The 22,133-nt window shown below is 48.1% G+C and carries 19 protein-coding genes; 15 read left to right on the top strand and 4 right to left on the bottom strand.

Annotated elements, in window-relative coordinates; translation table 11 throughout:
- Positions 1-418 (bottom strand): hypothetical protein (locus tag ACTHPA_RS01125; RefSeq protein WP_440498217.1); only part of this gene is annotated, 418 nt, incomplete at its 3' end.
- A gap of 123 nt (positions 419-541) precedes the next feature.
- Here ACTHPA_RS01125 and ACTHPA_RS01120 point away from each other — a divergent pair.
- From ACTHPA_RS01120 to ACTHPA_RS01085, 8 genes are all read left to right on the top strand, one after another.
- Entirely contained in the window at positions 542-811 is a 270-nt protein-coding gene (locus ACTHPA_RS01120; protein ID WP_440498216.1) for a sporulation transcriptional regulator SpoIIID, read from the top strand.
- A gap of 366 nt (positions 812-1,177) precedes the next feature.
- A complete protein-coding gene (locus ACTHPA_RS01115) occupies positions 1,178-2,170 on the top strand; it encodes a rod shape-determining protein (protein ID WP_440498215.1) in 993 nt (330 codons plus the stop codon).
- An 89-nt stretch (positions 2,171-2,259) separates the two neighbouring features.
- On the top strand, positions 2,260-3,099 hold the full coding sequence (locus tag ACTHPA_RS01110) for a flagellar hook-basal body protein (protein ID WP_440498214.1): 840 nt from the start codon (positions 2,260-2,262) through the stop codon (positions 3,097-3,099).
- A gap of 25 nt (positions 3,100-3,124) precedes the next feature.
- A complete protein-coding gene (locus ACTHPA_RS01105) occupies positions 3,125-3,961 on the top strand; it encodes a flagellar hook-basal body protein (RefSeq protein WP_440498213.1) in 837 nt (278 codons plus the stop codon).
- Between the two features lie 22 nt (positions 3,962-3,983).
- Entirely contained in the window at positions 3,984-4,319 is a 336-nt protein-coding gene (locus ACTHPA_RS01100; protein ID WP_440498212.1) for a DNA-directed RNA polymerase subunit beta, read from the top strand.
- Between the two features lie 63 nt (positions 4,320-4,382).
- On the top strand, positions 4,383-4,820 hold the full coding sequence (gene fabZ, locus ACTHPA_RS01095) for a 3-hydroxyacyl-ACP dehydratase FabZ (protein WP_440498211.1): 438 nt from the start codon (positions 4,383-4,385) through the stop codon (positions 4,818-4,820).
- A 103-nt stretch (positions 4,821-4,923) separates the two neighbouring features.
- A complete protein-coding gene (locus ACTHPA_RS01090; RefSeq protein ID WP_440498210.1) occupies positions 4,924-5,316 on the top strand; it encodes a hypothetical protein in 393 nt (130 codons plus the stop codon).
- Between the two features lie 88 nt (positions 5,317-5,404).
- On the top strand, positions 5,405-5,803 hold the full coding sequence (locus ACTHPA_RS01085; RefSeq protein WP_440498209.1) for a hypothetical protein: 399 nt from the start codon (positions 5,405-5,407) through the stop codon (positions 5,801-5,803).
- Between the two features lie 64 nt (positions 5,804-5,867).
- Here ACTHPA_RS01085 and ACTHPA_RS01080 read toward each other — a convergent pair whose 3' ends face one another.
- Positions 5,868-6,305, bottom strand: coding sequence for a YwpF family protein (locus tag ACTHPA_RS01080; protein WP_440498208.1), 438 nt, complete (start codon positions 6,303-6,305; stop codon positions 5,868-5,870).
- 245 nt (positions 6,306-6,550) lie between these two features.
- Between ACTHPA_RS01080 and ACTHPA_RS01075 the strand changes: the two genes are divergently transcribed.
- Positions 6,551-7,009: a single-stranded DNA-binding protein gene (locus tag ACTHPA_RS01075; protein ID WP_440498207.1), complete on the top strand. Its 459-nt coding sequence runs from the start codon at positions 6,551-6,553 to the stop codon at positions 7,007-7,009.
- Between the two features lie 284 nt (positions 7,010-7,293).
- On the top strand, positions 7,294-7,464 hold the full coding sequence (locus tag ACTHPA_RS01070; protein ID WP_440498206.1) for a hypothetical protein: 171 nt from the start codon (positions 7,294-7,296) through the stop codon (positions 7,462-7,464).
- Between the two features lie 37 nt (positions 7,465-7,501).
- Here the strand turns inward: ACTHPA_RS01070 and ACTHPA_RS01065 are convergent, their stop codons facing one another.
- Both ACTHPA_RS01065 and ACTHPA_RS01060 read right to left on the bottom strand, forming a co-directional pair.
- Entirely contained in the window at positions 7,502-10,246 is a 2,745-nt protein-coding gene (locus tag ACTHPA_RS01065) for a DEAD/DEAH box helicase (protein ID WP_440498205.1), read from the bottom strand.
- Positions 10,243-11,820, bottom strand: coding sequence for a hypothetical protein (locus ACTHPA_RS01060; protein WP_440498204.1), 1,578 nt, complete (start codon positions 11,818-11,820; stop codon positions 10,243-10,245). Before ACTHPA_RS01060 ends, ACTHPA_RS01065 begins: the two co-directional genes overlap by 4 nt.
- Positions 11,821-12,015: 195 nt before the next feature.
- Between ACTHPA_RS01060 and ACTHPA_RS01055 the strand changes: the two genes are divergently transcribed.
- From ACTHPA_RS01055 to ACTHPA_RS01035, 5 genes are all read left to right on the top strand, one after another.
- On the top strand, positions 12,016-12,459 hold the full coding sequence (locus ACTHPA_RS01055; RefSeq protein ID WP_440498203.1) for a transcriptional regulator: 444 nt from the start codon (positions 12,016-12,018) through the stop codon (positions 12,457-12,459).
- A gap of 532 nt (positions 12,460-12,991) precedes the next feature.
- Positions 12,992-13,678: a hypothetical protein gene (locus ACTHPA_RS01050; RefSeq protein WP_440498202.1), complete on the top strand. Its 687-nt coding sequence runs from the start codon at positions 12,992-12,994 to the stop codon at positions 13,676-13,678.
- On the top strand, positions 13,679-14,953 hold the full coding sequence (locus ACTHPA_RS01045) for an efflux RND transporter periplasmic adaptor subunit (protein ID WP_440498201.1): 1,275 nt from the start codon (positions 13,679-13,681) through the stop codon (positions 14,951-14,953).
- Between the two features lie 310 nt (positions 14,954-15,263).
- The gene (locus ACTHPA_RS01040; protein ID WP_440498200.1) at positions 15,264-16,397 is read left to right on the top strand and encodes a polysaccharide deacetylase family protein; all 1,134 of its coding nucleotides are present in this window, start codon (positions 15,264-15,266) and stop codon (positions 16,395-16,397) included.
- 399 nt (positions 16,398-16,796) lie between these two features.
- Positions 16,797-21,896, top strand: coding sequence for a S8 family serine peptidase (locus ACTHPA_RS01035; protein ID WP_440498199.1), 5,100 nt, complete (start codon positions 16,797-16,799; stop codon positions 21,894-21,896).
- The last annotated feature ends 237 nt before the right edge of the window (positions 21,897-22,133 follow it).

Genomic DNA, 22,133 nt, shown 5'->3' with positions numbered 1-22,133 from the left:
AGCTGTCCCCCGCGTCCAAAGTGTGATGTTCCGCGTCCAAAGAGCTGTCCCCCGCGTCCAAAGTGTGATGTTCCACGCTCAAAGCGACGGCCCCCGCGTCCAAAGTGTGATGTTCCGCGTCCAAAGAGCTGTCTGCCGCGTCCAAAGTGTGATGTTCCGCGTCCAAAGAGCTGTCTGCCGCGTCCAAAGTGTGATGTTCCGCGTCCAAAGTGTGATGTTCCGCGTCCAAAGAGCTGTCCCCCGCGTCCAAAGTGTGATGTTCCGCGTCCAAAGAGCTGTCCCCCGCGTCCAAAGTGTGATGTTCCACGTCCAAAGAGCTGTCACCCACGTCCAAAGCGACGGCACCCGCGTCCAAAGCGACGGCACCCGCGTCCAAAGTGAAGGTTCTCACGCCCAAAGCAACACCTTCAAAGCCCAAAGAAAATCCTCAGCCCTCTCTTTAAAAGAATAACCTTACAACTCCAAACGCCCTTTGACATAACCGCCGCTTCCGCCGCATAGGATAAAGGAAGAAACGGAGCTGACAGGAAAGGAAGAGGGCGTGCACGAGCAAATTCGGAGGCGATGCGTGCGCCTCGGCAAAATGTTGCTGGACACAGGACTTACCGTACGGGCGCTGGCGAAATCGACGGGCTATTCGAAAAGCACGGTCCATAAGGATTTGACGGAGCGGCTGCCGAATGTGGATGTGGAGTTGTCTGAAGAAGTCGCCAAAATACTTGCCTATCATAAGTCTGTCAGACATTTAAGAGGCGGTGAAGCAACACGGATGAAATGGATGAATGAAAATAAGAAAGCCCGCAACACATGACGGGAATAGACGGGGCCAATCGACCATCCTTGCAGGAAGGCGGACACCCTGTCTTTTCGCATGTAAAAAAACCAGTTGAGCTTCCGGAAAAAACCGAATAATTACAGCTTAAATGTTTTATAATTATATACATGTCTTTTAGATTGGAATAAAAAAGAACTACATAAAAGTGATTGTTAAAATACTAATTTCGACAAATACCATGTAAAAATCATCCAATTGACATCGTTCGACAAGAATTCGAATCCTGCATAAAAAAATGCAAAATACCTGTCAAATTTTGTGTTCATCAAAGAGGCAATATGGTACAATCTATAGTTAGGAGATTCTATGCTCGAACTGAAGTTGGAAGGGGAAACGGGACTAATGTTTGCTAAGGATATCGGGATCGACCTTGGGACTGCGAATGTGTTGATTCACGTAAAAGGGAAAGGCATCGTACTAGACGAGCCAGCAGTTGTCGCAATCGACAAACATACAAACAAAGTATTGGCGGTTGGCACAGAAGCGAGTAAAATGGTAGGAAGGACGCCAGGCAATATCATTGCCATCCGTCCGATGAAAGATGGCGTTATCGCTGATTTTGACGTGACAGAAATGATGCTGCGTCATTTTATAAATAAATTGAATGTCAAAGGATTCCTATCGAAACCACGGATCCTCGTCTGCTGTCCGACGAACATTACGAACGTCGAGCAGAAAGCGATTCAAGATGCTGCGGAGAAATCTGGCGGCAAAAAAGTGTTTCTCGAAGAAGAACCGAAAGTCGCGGCAATTGGCGCGGGCATGGACATTTTCCAGCCGAGCGGCAACATGGTCATCGATATCGGTGGCGGGACGACGGACGTTGCAGTTTTGTCGATGGGGGACATCGTCACTTCCGAATCGATCAAAGCAGCTGGCGACATGTTTGACAATGACATTATACAATCAATCAAGAAAAAATATAAATTGCTCATCGGCGAACGGACAGCAGAAACAATCAAGAAAGAGATCGCGACTGTCTTTCCGGGCAGCCGAAAAGAGCAGATGGACATCCGTGGCCGCGATATGGTCAGCGGACTTCCACGCACGATTACGATCAATTCCGAAGAAGTACGGGAAGCACTTAGCGAATCGGTCGGCATGATCGTCCAATCCGCGAAAAACGTATTAGAGAAAACACCACCGGAACTATCCGCGGACATTATCGATAGAGGCGTTTTCCTCACGGGAGGCGGCGCTTTATTGCACGGAATCGATCAGTTGCTCGCTGAGGAATTGAAAGTCCCGGTATTCATTTCGGACAACCCACTCAGCTGTGTAGCGATTGGGACGGGAATCCTTCTCGAGAATATTAGCAAAGCTTCTCGTTATTAATAAAAAAATAATATGTCCGTTTGAATAAAAAAATGACGGTTTCATCCGAAAATAATAGAAGAACGTAAAAATGAAAGGAGGCGGGCATCATGTTCCGTGGATTTTACACAGTCGGCTCTGGCATGATTGCGCAGCAGCGCAGGACGGAGATGCTAGCAAACAATATTGCGAACGCCAATACACCGGGCTTCAAAGCTGAACAGTCAAGCATCCGTTCATTCCCTGAAATGTTCATGTCGAGCCTTAACTCGCAACGCATTCCTACTGAAAAAGGCATTCTACTGAAAGGTCTTTCGCCTGTTGGGGAACTTTCGACAGGTGTCTACATGCAAGAGACGATGCCGCTTTTCACGCAAGGAAGCCTTCGTGAAACTGGTATGACGACGGATGTGGCGCTATTGGACGGAAGCCTGCCGACCAACGAAGAAACCGGTGAGCAAGGAGCCGTATTTTTCCGACTCGAAAACGAAAACGGAAATGAGCTTTACACGAAAAACGGGAATTTCACAATCGACGCGGCCGGCTACTTGACAAATCCGATGGGGTATTACGTTCTTGACACGAACGGTCAGCGGATTCAATTGCAAAATGACGATTTCAGCATTACGGATACTGGAGACATTATGCAAGAAGGAGCAACCGTTGCAACTCTCGGTGTTTCATTCGCGGAACAGCCCGGAACTCTCCTGAAGCAAGGGAACGGCTTGTTTGCAAGCGAGAATGGCAACTTGCCTGAAGCACAAAACGCAGCGGGAGTCGGTTATTCATTCCAACAAGGCTATTTGGAAGGCTCCAACGTGGATGCCGCAAAATCTATGACAGATATGCTTGCCGCTTACCGTGCATTTGAAGCTAACCAAAAAATCTTGCAAGCATATGACCGGAGTATGGAAAAAGCCGTGAACGAAATTGGACGTGTCAACGGATGACGCGATTTGAAAGGGGCCGAAACGAATGATACGATCAATGACCACGGCAGTTAACACGATGAACCAATTGCAAAATCAATTCGACATTATCGGTAATAACCTTGCAAATTCGGCGACAAACGGGTATAAATCGAGTGAAGCCAATTTTCATGAACTGCTTTATCAGCAATTCAATAATGATAAAGCCGATACGGCGCAGCGCCAATCTCCGGCAGGCATCCGGTATGGCGTAGGCGCAATGCTCGGCCCGGCGAAAATGAACTGGACGGTCGGCTCTTTGCAAATGACAGGTCGCGAACTCGATTTTGCGTTGACTGAACCGAAGCAATACTTCAACATTATCATGCCCGGAGAAGACGGGGAGCAAACCGTCTATACGCGTGCTGGGAATTTTTACGTTTCTCCTGTTGAAGGCGGCAATTTGATGCTCGTCAACAGTGACGGCTACCCGGTCGCGAATAGTGCGGGTCAACCAATCACATTCGCCGATAACGTCAAAAATTACAATATGCTTCCTGGCGGTGTCCTCGAAGTGACGCAAAACGATGGAAACGTTCAACGAATCGAAATGGGCGTCACTACGTTGGAACGTCCGAACGTCATGAGTCGCATTTCCGAGACTCTGCTTGCTTTGCCCAATAACGTGGCAGAACTTGGCGTCGCTGTTGGTGACATCGTGACGGAAATGAATGGCGCGAACCGAAACCAAATCGGCATGGAAAACCAAAAGCTAGAGGCGTCCAACGTCAATTACGAAAAAGAGATGACAGACCTGATCAACGTCCAGCGTTCTTATCAATTCAACGCGCGGACGGTCACGCTTGCCGATCAAATGTTAGGCTTGATCAATAACATTCGATAAGCCGCGCTAGGGAGAATCCGATATGATAGAAGAAAAACAGAAACATCCTCAATGGGACCATATGAAACCAAAAGACATGACCGAGCGGCAAATTGTCGCGTCTCGCATGGCACGAAACCAACAAAAGAAGCAGAAGTCCGTCAAAGAGGAAACGAGCGACAAGCGCCGCATTTGGGTTCAAATCCGACTGCTGCCGATCTGGTTGCGGATCTTGCTCGTCCTTCTGTTGGTTGCGGGTGCAGCGGTTCTTGGAGCTATGATCGGTTACGGCTATGTCGGCGACGGAGAGCCATCCGATGTGCTCAAAAAAGAAACATGGACCCATATACTCGATATCATAAATGGGAAAGAGTCGTAACGGCTCTTTCATTCATTTTTATTTTCATGAAAAAATACATACATTACAGGGAGGATAAAGGAAATGCTAAACGCAGAACAGATTCAAGAAATCATTCCCCATCGCTATCCCTTTCTTTTAGTCGATAGAATTACAGAAATCGAAGAGGGAAAACGGGTCGTCGGTTTAAAAAATGTCACGATCAACGAAGACTTTTTTAACGGACATTTTCCGGGCTACCCTGTAATGCCCGGCGTGTTGATCGTTGAAGCACTTGCCCAAGTCGGCGCTGTTGCCATCCTTCAAAAAGAGGAAAACCGGGGGCGCCTTGCATTTTTTGCAGGCATCGACAATTGCCGATTCAAGCGTCAAGTAGTTCCTGGGGACCAGTTGAGATTGGAAGTTGAAATTACTAGAATGCGCGGTTCTATCGGAAAAGGGAAAGCGGTTGCGACTGTTGACGGCGAAATCGCTTGTGAAACGGAAATCACTTTCGCACTAGGACCGGTAGCAAAAGCCTAAATTAATTTGCGCACGTGCAAAATGTCAGCTACAATGGAAAGTGCAGTGTGTTTACTTGCTTGCCTAACACATGCACGTTTAGAGTGGGAGGTACCAACCAATTATGTACAATGATCTTTCTCCAAATATAAAGAGCAGCATCACGCGCTCCATTACCCAAACGTTCGAACAATATATGACGAATATCGCTTGGGACGAAGAGCTGTACGACATCGAAGACTTCATCGATTTATGGCGCGAATACATCACGACGAAAGCGCTTTGGTATGAGCGGATTCCGGACGACATGAAAAGTGACCCGCAATTCCACGAAGACCTCGCCCAGCGAATCAATGAAGTCATCCAGCGCATCATCAGCGAGCCGCCTTCTGACGAGCAAATCGCGAACATCCAGCTCATGCAAGAAAAACTGGACACGCATTTGACATACGACTGCAAAGCCGAAGCGGTTTTTGTCGAAACAGTCCTCAAAGATCGACTCGAAAAAGAACAATAAAAAGTATGGATAGTTCCCTCCTTTTTAGCCAACCTACAAGTATCATACGATTTGTATGATAGAGGCTTGTGGAAAGGAGGGAATTTTCATGTTCAAAAAAGCGATACCGTTCGTACTTGTTTCCGGGCTTGCTCTAACGGCGTGCGCCAACAACAACGACAACGTCCCGAAAAACAACGAAACGCCGATGGAAAGCTTGGATAACGGACTGCGTGACACGACTCCACGAGTCAACAATGGCGCAGGACCGGACATGGATGGCATCGATAACGGACTCGATGGGAATAACAACGGTGTGAACAACGGAATCATTAATGATGATAACCGCAATAATGGAATCATCAATGACAGAGACCGTAACACTGGAGACATGAACGGTGACAATACAACATCACCGAACAATGACATCATAACAGATGACAATACAACAACTCCTAACACCGACACCAATCGTAACCGCAACAAGAACAATAACAACAACCGCTAACCGCAAGCCGAAAGAAAACCGCCTCCCCCGGCGGTTTTTTTAAATATTTTTATGGGATTTACTCTCAAACTTCCTCGCGATCTTTCTTCAACCGTGGACGCTCGCGCATATCCGACTCAAAACGCTTCAACAGCTCCTCGCCACCTAACCCTTCGGTAATCAATTCCTCCAATAAATGCTCCGCATACTGCGTCCGGGCGCGCTTCAAGCGCCCCTTCAACAATACCGAAATATGATCCCCGATCTGCTCCACAGCATCGACCGCCACTCGGAATCCCGCAGGCTCGTTTTCCGGATACGAAATGACGACGCGCGCTTCCAATAATTCACCCGATTCCTTCCAGCCATCGAACAGCTGCTGGTGTTCCTGATCAATGAAAAGCTCGAGAATCCACATCCGATGACTATTCTCTTGATTAATAATAATGCCGTCAACTAGCGGAAAGTCCTGGATTTTATCATCTATTAAAATACCGACCGAAATCATTTTAAACGTCTTCATATGCGCCACCCCGCTCACTTTTTGCATCAAGTATACCATATGCCGGAAAAAAACTTCAGAAACAGCCAAGCTCGAATTATCTCGAATAAATGAAAACTTCCCAACCCCCATTAGTATGCACCTTTCTTTATTTCAAAGCTAAAAGCTCAATGACATTATCCTATCAAAAATTAATTTTACCGATTTGCGCCAATTTTCAATCCGTCTTAAAATGAAGGCATCACAAGAAGAAAGGAGGGAAAACAGTGAACCAAGTTGCACTCGTAGGGCGCGTCACGAAGGATCCGATTTTAAGAAGATTATCGGAAGGTAGGCTGCAGACGAGCTTCATCCTTGCTGTGAACCGCAAATTCAAAAACCAAAATGGCGAAGTGGACGCCGACTTCATACTTTGCACAGCTTGGGGCAAGGTTGCGGAAAACACGGCGAAGCATTGCGGAAAAGGGTCCTTAATCGGTGTCGGAGGGCGGATTCAATCAAGAACGTACGAAAGGGAAGACAGAAGCCGCGTATTCGTCACCGAAGTGATCGGTGAGGAAATCCGTTTTCTCGCGACGAAACGGAGAGAGAACGACAACTTGTACGGAGAGCCTGAAAGCAATGTGCAACAGAGCGGCGGCGATGAGAGAAAAGCAGAACAGGAGAGAGTCAGCTCGAACTTCCATTTGCCGCAAGACGAGAAAGAGGGACTGCCTATCTATTAACGCAAGGATGATACATAGGGGGCAGGGAAAGAACGCATAAAGGAGGACCGCTAGAAAGATACAGGCATACTAAACTGAATAGTGGAATGAAAAAATATCTACGAATAAAGAAAATGTAAAAGGTGATTCGGATATGGAAGGGTGGGGGTCCTTCCATATCCCCAGGGGAAGCATTGCCATCTGCCAATTAGGCAATGCTTTTGCTGCGTAGGCCTCATGATCTTGGCCGACATAATGCGGCGGGGGCCGCTCCCGCCGCAAAAATGTAAAGGAGGGAGTTGCAAATGGAACAATACGAACAATGTGAACAACAGCTTATCCGCATGGAACTGCAAGTCGGACAACTGATCCGCATCATAGCCAGCATGAATGAGCGGATCAAAGAGTTAGAGGAAAAAGAACGCGCAAGAAAAGTCATCCCTATACATATGCGCCGCCCCGTTCATCGGGCGTGAAAAAACCCCGGTTCCAAATAGAACCGAGGTCGCTCAATTATCTTTCAAATGAAAGAAGGTCATCCAATTCCGTGTCGGACAACTCCGTCAGCCATTGACTCGACTGGATCAAATCTGCGGAAAGAGCTGCCTTCTCGACAAGCATCTTATCAATTTTCTCTTCAATCGTCCCGACGGTCACGAACTTATGGACATGGACGAACTTCGTCTGTCCGATCCGGTATGCCCGGTCCGTCGCCTGATTCTCAACTGCCGGATTCCACCAGCGATCCGCATGCAGAACATGATTCGCCGCCGTCAAATTCAACCCTGTGCCGCCAGCTTTCAACGACAGGATGAAGATCGGGAATTCACCAGCCTGGAATGCCTCAACTAGATGATCGCGCTGCCCCTTCGGCATACTGCCGGACAGGAACGGCACATCGATATCGTACAACTCGCTCAAACATTGACGGATCAATTGTCCCATTCCGATGTACTGCGTGAAAATCAAACATTGTTCGCCATTCGACGCGATATCCGCCGCCATTGAAACAATTCGGTTTAACTTTACAGAACGCTCCAGCATCTGATCGGCAGGCGCATGAGGTTCTTTCAAAAACAGTGACGGATGATTGCAAAGCTGCTTCAAGCGGCTCAACATCTTCAAAATGAGACCTTTCCGCTCAAAGCCGGTCAACGTCTCCAGCTTGAACTTTGTATCCTCAATGAAACTCTCATAGAGCGCAGCCTGTTCCGTCGTCAACGGACAATACTCGTTCTGTTCGAGCTTCTTCGGCAAATTCAGCTGCAAATCGGGATCGTTCTTCGTCCGGCGCAGCAAGAACGGACGGATTTTCGCCCGCAATTTGCGCTTCTCAAGCTCCGAATCATCGCGTTCGATCGGTACAATAAACTGCTCAGTGAACGTCCGGAAGCTTCCGAAATACCCTTTATGGATGAAATCGAAAATTGCCCATAGCTCGGACAACCGGTTTTCAATCGGCGTCCCCGTCAACGCGATCTGATGGTCGCCGTGCAATTTACGGATCGCCCGGGACTGCTTCGTCTGCATGTTCTTTATATTTTGCGCCTCATCGAGCGTAATGCTCGCGAACACAGTTCGGCTTAGCGTTTCGTCATCCTGCGTCGCAGTTCCGTACGTCGTCAAAATGACATCCGGCTTTTGGGTTTCCAAAAGCTCGTCGAATTCTTCCACGCGAGCACGCGCTGGACCGTAATGCGTATGCACAATAAGCGACGGCGCAAACCGCTCAAGCTCCTTCTGCCAGTTGCCGAGCACGCTCGTCGGGCAAATGATGAGCGAAGGGGAATCCGTTTCAGGGCGCGCGTGCACATTCAATAAATACGAAATGAGCTGCACTGTCTTTCCGAGCCCCATATCATCCGCCAAAACAGCGCCGAAGTGATGCTCGCGCATAAAGACGAGCCAATTATACCCGTCAATCTGATACGGACGGAGCTCCGCCTTCAATCCAACAGGAATTCCTGCATCCGGCAGACCTTGTTTATTCGAAACCATCTCGACATAATCGCGCAACGACTGCTGCATCGAAAACGCAAGTAGCGGATCATCAGAACCATCATCCTCCTCAATCGGGATGATTTCTTCAGGCATCTCTTGGAACAGCAAATCCTTCACCGTCCACTCGCCCGCATCCGCCTGCTCCATCAGCTCGCGGATACGCTTCAGCCAGAGCGGGTCGATATGGAACCACTCATCGCCGGAGCGGATGAACTCACGATTCTCATCGACGAGCTTCCTGAACGTATCCTGATCGATCTCACTACCGGCCAGCGAAAAATTCCAATCGAACGAAAGGACCTGATCGAGCCCTGCCGCAGAACGATATGACTGCACACTCGCACTCGTCCGGACGCGCATCCTCGACTCCGTTACCGACTTCAGCCATGCCGGCAAAATAACGGGAAAACCGAACGACTGGAACACGGGCAGATCTTCCTGAATGAACATCCGCACTTCTGGATCCGTCATCGACATCGACAAAAACCGGTTGCCAGGCTCAGCCTCGACCGAACGGAGGAAAGAAGCCATCTCGGACTGCTTCTCCCGGATTTCATCAGCATACTCTTTCCATTTCGCAGGAAGCGCATCACCGATTTCCGCATTCAACTTCCGGGCAGCAGGCGTCCAATGCGTCCCGCGTTCACTGACGACGACAGTCTCCAGCAGCCACTCCGTATCGGCCTCGTCATCAGGCTCCGTCAGACGGAAAGCGACCCGGACAGGCATCGTCGAAACCGAATCACCCGGCCACCCGAACTTCCGCAAATGCGGAAGCAACGCCGGCAACTGATCGAGCTGCATCGCCGAAGCTTCAATTTTTTCGCGAATCGCATCATGCAAAATCATCGAAGAAAGGGCAGAAATCCCGATTTTCTCCTCATCGAATCGAATCATCCCTGCGTCCAGCTCCGCATGCTGCCAGAAATCTGGTTCGCTCCATAAACGCGCAGCTTCCCGCAACGCTGATAAATGGGCCTCGTCATTCGTCGACTGTCCCGAAAACGTTGCGAAAGGATGCGTCTTGCCTGCAAACACGTGGAGAAACTCATTCGTATTCAAATGGACGGCCTTTTCATCCGTAACCGGCAACAAACCGTACAAAGCCTGCTCATTATTGAAAAACAAGAATGAAGAGAGCCTGTCCGGAAGAACCGCTCGCCCGGAAGAATCTGTCGCGGTAACCGTATACCGCCCTCCTTCGTCCCGGTCGATCGATAATCGGAAAAGGAGATTCAACGTATCCATTTTTGTCATAAATTCAAATTCCCCTTTTCCATTTCTTCCGACAAGGCGCGCAGCCGTCTATACTGATCGCGCACTGTGTCAATGTACCGGTTCCAGAAATCCGCCTTGCCGCTCTTTTTCGCGCCTGCCTTCATATTTTTGAACAAACGGACGGCACGTCGGTAACTATGCCGGTTCTTCTCCTGGATGAACCGCATCGCGTACGTATGAAGCAACGGCATGACGGAAGCCGGGTCATTCGCAAGGACGAACTTCAACGTATCCGGTTCAATCCCGTCATACGGAATATTGAACCGGTGCATAAGCGCCGCCCATTCGGCAAAACGTTCACGCTCGATGAGAAAATCGCCGAATGCACTGACACCGTCTTCCCCGTAGATCATGAAAAGCTCTTCACGCCGCATTTCCGGAAAGTCCGCCTCTTCAAGCAATCCATCGATTTTCCGGATGAAATGATACCGGTCCGTCGAAAGCGTCATACGTTCAAAAAACGCGCCGATATGCGGATAGATTGTATCCATAATGACGGAAAGGGAACCGGCGTCCTCCATCTCAGCAGCAAGGTCTGCCAAAGGGAGCCAGTGTCCGACAAGTTCTCCGCCTGCGCGTTCCGCAATTTTCGCTAACGATTCCTCATCGCCTTTCGTCAAATTGAAATAAGCGGCGAAAAAGGATGCATCGACCGAATCATCATCAAGAAGATTGGCAAGCTCTTTCTCCTGTGAAGCTTGGTCTTTGTACAGGAACTCCCACATGATCGCATATATTTGAAGACGGACTTCAAAAAGCCCTTCATTGCGTAAAGCGAATTTGCGGACTTGTGTTTTAAGCGCCGTGTAAAACGCGTCCGTCTCGAATAGCCTCGGCTTCTTGACGAGCGACTTTCCGATATCGCGCAACTTCTCAATCTGTTCATTGAGCCACATTTTCACTTGCCATTGGCGGTACGTGAAATGATTTGCTTCCTCGAGATGCTCGCGCGCAAACGACCAGCCCGCTTCCAAAAGATGCAGCCGGTAAAACAATTCGAATAGCGGCTTCCACTCCCATTCAAAAGGGGATAGCGGAATCACTTTTTGGTCCATCAACGAGCTTTCATGGATGAAAACATTCGGATTGTCCCCGGGCCCTATTTGCCGAAGCGGCTTCGTCAGCCTGTACAATACGTCATTCCAAGCTTCGGGCGTCCGTTCCGAAACGGACAGCGCCATCTGTTCCGTCTCTCGCCGTTGCCAATCATGCAGCCATTCCGTCAATGAATGAAACTGTGAATAGAGTCGGAAGACGGTCGCAATCTTATGAACGCACCAATCGTCACTGCTGCATGTACATTCCTTGAATGATACAGAAGGGGCAAGCTTCACTGTCTGCTCTCCTCCATCAGCCAATGTCGCAATAACGGTATTCACGCCTTGCAAAAAACGGAAGTCAAGAAACGCATCTTTTCGGACTAACGAAACCGCCTTCCGGATCTGCTCGGACTCTTCCTGTACATCTGGCCGGAACGCATGCTTGATCCGATCCATCCATTCATCTATTTCACGCTCATGCAAATACGAAAATCGTTCCATTGACATGTGCATCGGCTCACTCCCTAAAATAAAGCATTCCCTTTATTATAAGGCTTCTGCGCCATAATCGTAAATGATATCATTCGAAACAAGAAGAATCATCAATTGAAAGGGCGTTGAATAGTATAGAAAACAAATCATTCACAAAACATTGTGAACTATGATAGAATAATAATAATCGGAATATTCAATGATGGAGGGATAAAAATGCTATCAGTTCAGCGTATGACGCCTTTTTTCACTAGCCAAGAGGATTTCCGTCTACGTCTCGTGTTCGCCTATCAATATTTCTCGATACTAAAAGGCGGTGAAGTATACCAATTTGTCCCCTCTGAAGGAAAAGAGATCGTCGTCAATGTGAAGAGCCTGCAAGTTGAAAATCTTGGCGAAGTGTTCGTCTTCCAACGGGGCAGCCGATTCATCCGCCTGCCGCTCTACCAGCTCCTTCTCATCTCGGATCTTCACCTGCATCTATCGTCCATTCTCGAAGGGACATTGAATTTGCAACTCGAAATACCTGAAGTCGTCATTAAAGAAGCAGAGGAGCTGATGAAAGAAATCGAATCCGAAAACCGCACACGTATGATCGACTACGCACTCGAAACAAACAACCGCTCCTTATTCACTCAACTGACGGAAGGACTGCAATAACATTGAAAAACAACTCATGAAAAAACACTTATCGTCCAGACAAACGATAAGTGTTTTTAATTTTGGGGTTTGACCTAAGAGATTGATAGGGTATAGAAGGTTTGCTTGCTAACTTGGAATACACAAAGGCTCATTTAATCGTGAAAAGGCTCAATTAATCGCGCAAAGGCTCATTTAATTTGACAAGGGCTCCATTAATCGCACAAGGGCTCAATTAATGTGACAAAGGCTCATTCAATCGTTCATTCAATTCGTAAAGAAGTGCAACGCAATGACGAAAACAGTAGAACCTGTCAAACCGAATAAAAAATCCTGCACAGTAAATCGGTGTTTATCGTCTTGATCCATCAAAATCCGCTCCTTTGTCGATTTCCCGGGAAATGAGGCGTTGGGGGGAATGAATTTCTAACTAGACTGGCCAAAATCTACAAAAATCATACATAATATGTCTACTTAAAATTGAAAATTTCACGAGATTTGATACAGTTATGTATACAGCATCAAAATATATTTGCAGAAAGGATGGTCGCGCTTGTTTTTCGACTACCGATTTTGGCACTTTTTGACGAGGCCCTATGAGCTTGCGTCCCAGCTGCAAACCGGAACGATGCGGCACTTCAACAAACGGCTGTTCATCGTTTTTCTAGCCGGCATCATACTTTTTGCAATCCGGGAAATTTGGGGCATGGGCACGGAAGCACTTACGTCATTGATGACGACAATGACAACGACGGACTACATAATCGCAAGATACGCTTCACTTGCAGGCACGTTTATATGGTCAATCCTATACATAGCATTTCATAGTTTCGGAGTCTCCTTGATTCTATCGACTTTGACGAAAATCCCATACCAGAAGCTGGTCCCGCTGCAAGTGCTCGTCACAGGCGTCTTGCTCATGGAAAAAGCGGTCCTATTCATCGTCTTTGCATTGAAAGGTGTTACCGTCGGCCTTTCATTCCTATCATTCGGCCCGCTCGCCGTCACGGTCATGGAAAATTGGTATTTGATCCTTTTCATGAACCAATTGACAATTACAAGTGCGCTGATCATAACTTTGCAATACCGGTTCATCCGTGGCTTTCTCGTTGACGGAAGATGGAAGGAGCAACTATGGATTTTGATCGGCCTGCATGTCGCAATGGCCCTCATTACGGCCGCTGTCGCATTCATTCCATTCGATTCCATCCTCAATTCACTTTTCGGAGGTGGCTTCTAGATGAATAAAAGATTAAGCATCACCGTCGCCGTCATCGTCAGCCTGTTCATCGCCGTCAACGTCCATCTGCTATTCTCAAAGAAAAGCACCGTCCCAAAAACATTGTATGTCCAGCACCACGAGCGCATGACTCCTGGACATTATGAAGAGGAAGTAATGAAAGAGGGTCTCATAACACCGGAAGACATTTATACCGTCTATGTCGGCGACGATGAAGTCATCGATACATGGCTCGTCAAAGAAGGAGATCCAGTTCAGGTCGGAGATGAAATCGCGTTGCTGCAGACCGAACGCGCAGAGAGCCAACTCGCAGCATGGGAGGCGGAAGAGGAAGGTCTCCTTGAACAACGGAGTGCAATCGAATCAACGATTGACTCCCTCGAATCAGATCGGAGAAGCGCCAAAAATAACTCGTCTCACGTCAATACGACCGAAACGCCCGGAGACTCCGACGTCGAATTGAATGTCGACGTCCAAGTCGATGTCCACCAAGACGGCGCCTTCGCCCAAGCAATTTCCGAAGCTGAACGCGAACTGTCGGAAATCGATCGGAAACTTGCAGTCGTTCAAACCCAGCTTAACCAAGACGCGACCCGTCCGGCACTCATCAGCCCCGTCGATGGGACCGTTTCAAAAGTGGACAAGCACGGCTTCACGCTCGCGGCCGATATTTATAGCGAAACGAAACTTGTCACGACATACGTCCAACTCGACGAATGGCAGAAAGTCGAAGCAGGCGATCCGGTCTATATCCAGCAAAATTATTTGGACACCATCATCGAAGGCACGGTCCATTCCATATCAGAAGTGCCGGCAACCGATAGTAGATGGCAAGAAGCGTACGATAAGCTCGATCCGAAAGAACGGGAAAACCCGCTCGACCTGTATGAGCTCACCATTATGCCTGCTGAAGAGCTAGTTAACTTGCCATTCGGTGCGAATGTGAACGCGACAATCATCGTGAATGAAGCGGACGCCGTCGCAGTAAAACTTGACTGGCTTGATACGTACGTGAAAGATAGCGCCATTGCGTGGAAGCTTGACGAACAAGGTCGCACCGCAAAAACGGCTGTCACTGTTCCTTTCATTACAAACAATCGCGCTGTCGTGACAGAAGGTCTCACTACCGGTGACGTCGCAATTCATAGTAGCCACATCGACGAATACAATGTCCAATCGAACGTTTTTCTTCCATTCCCGCTCGAATTCCCATCGAGAAGCGACTGGAGAGCATTCGGTTGGAAAAATTACGTGAAATACGGCTTTGTAGAATAATGACGAACAAAAAACCGCCTGCGTGGCGGTTTTTTGCTGTTTACAGTGGTAGTTTTCAGGCGTTTCATATGGATCATCAGGCGGTCCAGTACGTATATTAGGCGTTTCGTATGGTTCATCGGGCGGTCCAGTACGTATATCAGGCGGTACAACATCTATATCAGGCGGTTCCATCAGTTTGCCAAACACACTTGACGCGACGGTAAATTACATATTCCCGCGCACCCTTGCAAATTCCACTTCTAGACCTGTCCCTCTTTCAATATAGTGAAGAAATCGGATCATTTCGAAAGGAGACGGGGGAGAGCGAATGAAGAAATGGACTTGGGCATTGTGCATCGCAATTATTATTATTTTATTCACAGGAATGGGGAACGTCGAAGCCGCAAGCGAAAAAGGAAAACGGTATGTCGGACTCCACGATCGTATTTTGCCAATTGAGGATATCCGTGTCGTTGACGGCGACACGAAAGTACCGCTTAAAGACATCGCGAAATATCTGTACTTGCCGATCGAAGTGAAAGATGGGGAGACGACGATCCGCAAGCGCGGGAAAGAAATTACGTACAACCATTCAACTGGAGCGACGACATTGGACGGTGTGGATCAGCCGTGGCAGCCTCTCGCCTCCATTAACGGTCAGCTCTACATTAGCGTTAAATATATCGCTCGCGAAACCGGGTTCCAAATTGAATATTTTCAAGAGCATCATACAATTCGCATCTACCGCGAAGAGTTCAACCATATGAGCCATAAAGAGTTTGAGAAAGTAATCAAAGCATATTCAGTGGAACAACAGCCAGTGTCGACGACAAAAAAAGCGAACGTCTACTTGACGTTCGACGACGGACCGAATCAATATACGTTGATCAATAACACAACGCTGGAAAAATACAAAGTGCCTGCCACCTTTTTCTTCTTAGGCAATCAAATGAAACAGAACGAATCAATCGTCAAAACCGTTTCGGAAAGCGGCCATTACGTCGGTTCACATAGCATGACCCACAACAAGGCGTACGTCTACGGATCGACCGAATCATTCATTGCAGAAATGATGGGTGGCGTGGAACTCGTTGAACAACTGACAGGAAAGACTTCCAATCTCGTACGCGTTCCGTATGGAAGCAAACCGCTCGTCACGCCAAGCATGCAAAAAAGCCTCGTGGACCGCGGACTTAAAATGTGGGATTGGGACGTCGACTCCAACGACTGGCGATACACAAACGAACAATCAGACCAAATTGTAAAAAACGTTCAAGAAGGCGTCACGAAAGCGGCGAAATCAGGCGACAAGGAAATCATCGTCCTCCTGCATGACCGCAGCCAAACAACAATCGCCCTACCAAGAATTATCGATTGGCTTCAGAAAGAAGGCTACAGCTTCAAGTCATACGAACCCGACAACCACATCATCCAGAACTTCCTCCGCGATCCACATCTATAAATCAAAACCAACCATCACTGTATGTTTACCTAGTAAACATAGCGAAAAATTTATAATCCGCTACAAATACGCATAAATCCCTTCAAAAACGCATAAATCCAGAAATTCCAGCATAACTCGCCATCCCGTAACGCCAAATGAATCGCACTATCCAAAACTTCACCAACAAGCTGTTAAAAACACGTATCGAAACTCCTAAACAAGCAACTTAGCCAAATACTCACTCTTCCAGCATTACCCATAAATCTTCTGTACTACCTGCATCCAGAAACATCCATATCCTTTGAACGATTTTTCTGAAATGTCGATATTTGTTGTATGAATCACTATTTTCAAACTAATCCCGCTATGCTATCGTGAAATGGCAATCTACCAAACTACTAAGGGGGAATAGGTATTTTGAAGAATCGTCACTTCACAAAGCTGTTTAGTACGTTTTTAGCATTGATCCTCGTGCTTTCCATGCTGACGCCACTCACGGCATCCGCCAACACGGATCCGGTCGATTCTGCGGAAACATCGGAAGCCACAGCTGAACAAACGGTTAAACCATTCAAGCAAAACTTGCAAGATGAAAGCATCATGCAGCAAAAAGCAGCTATCGCCGAACAGCTCAACTTGCTCGGGGGAGAAGCGAAACTGCATGAGGAGCTTCAAAATGTAACAGGGAACCAAGAAATTCCAGTTATTATCCATCTCTCTGAAAAATCAGTAGGACTCCAAAAAGGAATCCACAAACTGAAAGGAAAACCATTCTCCAGCGCAGAAGCACAACAGACAAAACAAAAAGTGCGCAACCAGCAAGCTGCTGCGAAAAAAGAAATGGTTATCAAAGGCATCAAATTCAAAGAAGGCTTCACATATGACACCGTACTGAACGGAATGTCCGGAACTGTCAAAGCTGATGACCTGCCAAAACTTCTCGAAGTAAATGGCATCATACTCGTCGAGCCGGACACGATTGTACATGCACTCGACAACGGTAAATCGAAAAGCCTCTCAAAAACAAACGGTCTGAAAAAACCGGCCCCTTCTGAATCAAAACTTGAAGAGAAAGCAAAAGGTGGACAAGTTAGTCCTGCTATGGACACAAGCATCGGTTTCCTCGGAATCGAAGCGCTCTGGGCAGAAGGCTATGAAGGACAAGGCATCAAAGTCGCTGTCCTTGACACAGGAATCGACGCCGACCACCCGGATTTCCAAGGCATCTACAAAGGCGGTAAAAACTTCATTCCGAACAGCAGCACATACACACGCCCGCGCGCAGATGATGACGCATCTGAAACGTCGCCTGTAGAGCGTCCGGCTGGCACACCTGAATTCAATGCGAACGGAAGCTCATTCTACACTTCCCACGGTACACACGTCGCGGGGACAATCGCCGCAATCGGCAACAACGAATACGGCATTAAAGGGATCGCACCGAAAATCGACCTTTACGCATACCGCGTTCTTGGCGCATACGGCAGCGGTGCCACATCCGGCATCGTTAAAGCGATCGACACAGCGGTCATTGAAGGAATGGACGTCATCAACCTTTCACTAGGCGGCGGCTCCAACACTGAAACGGACGCTGGTTCATTCGCAATCAACAACGCCATGCTCGCAGGTACAATCTCAGTCATTGCAACAGGAAACTCTGGTCCGAACCGCGGAACGATGGGTACTCCAGGTACAGCCCGCCTCGGTATCGCAGTCGGAAACACGACAAACCCTGAAGCACACTACTTCGGCGACGTGAACATCAACGCCGGCAGCTATAATCTATCAAAAACATTAAACCTTATGGGTACAACATACGGCGCTAATCTCGCTACGCAACTTGACGGCGAATTCAGCCTTGTCGCAGTCCCTGGAATCGGTGCAGCAGCCGACTACGCTGGACTTGACGTCAACGGCAAAGTCGTACTCGTTTCACGCGGCGAAATCGCGTTCGTTGACAAAATCGCAGCTGCGAAAGACAACGGCGCAGTCGCAATCATCGTCCACAACTTCGCTGGCGGCACAGGCGCACCAGGTCCATCCGGAACATTCCTAGGTGACGCATTCGAATTCATTCCGACATTTGACATGTCCCAAACGGACGGCGACGCAATCCGCGCAGCACTCGCACAAGCGGAAGGCACAATTTCATTCGGCAACTTCGATAAGACAATGACAGCAGGCGACGAAGTGAACAACTCCAGCTCACGCGGACCGTCCACACCAAACTTCGACATCAAACCTGACGTCACAGCACCGGGAACGAACATCATGTCCACAATCCCGATGTACAAAGCGGACTTCCCGGAAGCAACCTACGAACACGCATACACGCGTAAAACAGGTACTTCCATGGCTACACCACATATTGCGGGAATCGCGGCGCTAGTGAAGCAAGCGAATCCGAGCTGGGATGCATTCGACGTAAAAGTCGCGCTATCCAACACAGCAAAGGTCCTTGACACTGGCAAGTACGACGTATTCGCACAAGGGGCAGGCCGCGTACAAGCGTACCAAGCAGCGCACCCTGAAATCCTTGCGTACGCAATCGACGAAGCAAACAATGATGGCGACATCGTTGAAAACAAAAAAGGGACAGTTACATTCGGTCCACAAGATTTAACGAATAACATTGAAGTGACAAAGCAAATCCTTGTCAAGAACGTGAACGGCAATGGCGGCACATACAACGCCTCCGTACAAGTGACGAAAGGCTTCGGCGACGCAACAGTCACAATCGACAAGCCGACGTTCACTTTATCCGGCGAGCAATTGCTCAATGTCACATTGACAGCATCCGCTGCGAGCACGCAAGCAGGCGATGAAATACTCGGCTACATCAACATCGAAGGCGGCAGCACGACAGCATCATTGCCATTCGCTGCTGATTTCGGCGGGGAAGCGGCAACTGAAATTAGAGACATGCGCATTACGGAAACAGACTTGAGCTTCAACGGAGACGGCGTGAAAGACGAAGCAATGCTCTACTTCACGATCACTGGCGACGTTGCTACGAACTACTTGGAAATCTGGGACATCATGGATCCTGAAGGCGGCGCATACGGAGACGGCTACATCGGCTACTTGCACGCGGGCTCTTCACTAGGGGCAGGATCTTACCAGTTAGCGATTAAAGGACAATACAATCCATGGGGTGGCTCGGGCGCAACAACAATTCCGGACGGTCTCTACACAATTGACTACACGGCAATGACAGTATCCGGCAACCCACCGATCATCGGTGACTACGTAGGACCAGTCGTCGTTAAATCCGAAGCGGGCACAATCGAAGGAACGGTCGAAGGCACAACTGCAACCGGCCAAATCGATGACGCCTACATCGCATACCAAGCGGAACTCGTTGGATACGGCATGGGTTACGACATCAACACGAAACTGAAAGCGTCTTACGAAGTATTGAAAGGTGAAGAAGTCGTCGCATCCGGCCCAGTTAAACTTGAGCAGGACGGGACATTCACATTCGAGCTTTCTGAACTCAACAAAAAAGACAACTCAGTCAAAGTGAAATACGAAGATGCTGCGGGCAATAAAGCTGAAGCGATCATCTACAACGCGGGCGACCAAGTTGAAGATGAAGTCGAATACACAGTAAACGTTGAGTCACTTGAACTTGAAGTCGGCGCATCAGAACAATTGACTGTAACTGAAACGACGACAAAAGCGGACGGAACGAAAGAAGAGAAGGACGTCACAGCTGACGCAACATTCACTTCAGCAGATGAATCAATCGCAACAGTTGAAAATGGCAACGTCACAGCAGTCGCTGCGGGCACGACCGAAATCACTGTATCGTACGAAGACTTCACAGCAACAGTTGCAGTTGAAGTTGCTGAAAAGGCAGTTGGCGAAGAGACAGTCACATACTCCGTCAATAAAACGAATATGGTACTCGGCGTAGGTCAGCAAGAACAGCTTTATGTCACTGAAACAACTGTAAAACCTGACGGTACTGTCATCGAAAAGGATGTCACAGGGCAACTTCGCTACAACGTTGTTAACAACACGTACGCAACTGTCCAAAAAGGACTTGTCACAGCGAAGCAAGCAGGTAAAACGCAAGTTCGCGTCATGATCGAAGGACACGAAACGATCTATGTCTACTTGGAAGTGAAAAATCTTCCACAAGACATCGTTACGTATACGGTAAATCAAACACACGTGAACATCGGCGTTGGCCAACAGGAACAAGTCTATGTCACAGAAACGACAGTAAAACCAGACGGAACAATCACTGAAAGAGACGTAACAGGTTTCGGCGCTTACAAAGTGATCGATAACACTGTCGCAACTGTGAAGAAAGGTCTTGTCACTGGACTGAAAGCAGGCCAATCACAATTGCGCATCAACGTTTACGACAACAATCAACAAACAAATCTTAAGGAAACAATCTACGTCTACTTGACTGTAGAAGCCCTTCCACAGGATATCGTCACGTACGAGCTCAACATGACAGAAATGGCGATGGAAGTCGGCGAACAGCAACAACTGAAAGTGACTGAAACGACTGTGACGCCAGACGGGAAAACAACACAGCGCGACGCAACTGTTGACTCACGCTTCAACGTCGTCAACAACACGCTTGCGACTGTCCAAAGAGGACTCGTCACTGCACATGCACCAGGCAAAACGCAAGTCCGCGTCGTCATGCCGAACGGCGACGTCACACTCGTCTACCTTGAAGTGACGGGGAAAGTGGAAGAGCCTGAGCAACCGGACACAATCACATTCGCAGTCAATAAAAATCACGTCTCCCTCATTGCAGGCGAAACGGACCAATTGACAGTGACACAAACAACGACAAAAGCGGACGGCACGTTTGTAGGTGAAGAAGACGCTACTTTAACGTCAACATTCACATCTGCAAATGAAAACGTCGCAACTGTCGCGAACGGCACAATCACAGCAATAGGTGCAGGGGAGACGGATATTACTGTGACAAACGGTGATTACACATCTACTGTTACAGTAGTCGTCACAGCTGTCGAAGAGCCTGTTACTGAGCCGGAAACTCAGAAGTTTGTTGTCACAGGGGACACGATTGCAAGCTCTCCAGGTGAAATCGTACTCGACCTGTCGGCATTCGCAGGCGAAACGGATATTGAATTAGACGCTTCCGTTTTGAAAGCAATCGTGGATAAGAATAAGGACGTCGTCATCCAAAAAGACGGCGCAGTCTTCTCGATTCATAAGAAGGTCTTCACGGACCTGCACGGCGATATCACAATTTCCGTCGCAAGAAGTGAGGCTTCTGCAATAGCTAATGCTGTTTCTGACATCTATACGATTACGTTCTGGAACGGGATCGGTGAAGGGAAACAACAGCTGACAAGCATCAAAAAGCATATCAACATCGTTATGTCGACGTTTGGCAACAAAAAAGTCCAAATTAAAGACATTAGTACTGACAGCATCATTGATAAAAATGCTAATGTGAAAAATGGCAAAGTCGAATTCAAAACCGATAACGCCGGCAGCTTCGTAGCTATCGAAAGTTAATCTAAAACAGCCTTTCCGATTTTTCGGAAAGGCTGTTTTCTTGAGTGAATGATGTACATACCAGAACAAAACCATTTATTGGTCAAGAGCATTTGGCGCGGCAAGTTGTTCACTGGGTGCAAAACAAGCATAATCCCGCGCAACGCAATCATCGCCGTTCGCAACGCAATCAATTCATTTCGCAACACAACGAAATTGTCACAACACAACGAACCGCGCTTGCATCGCAATCAATTC

This window comes from Sporosarcina sp. SAFN-015 (assembly GCF_051966875.1).
In the GTDB taxonomy this organism is placed as follows: Bacteria; Bacillota; Bacilli; order Bacillales_A; family Planococcaceae; genus Sporosarcina.
The sequence above is the reverse complement of the archived record's forward strand: the minus strand, read 5'-3'. Positions and strand labels throughout refer to the sequence as shown.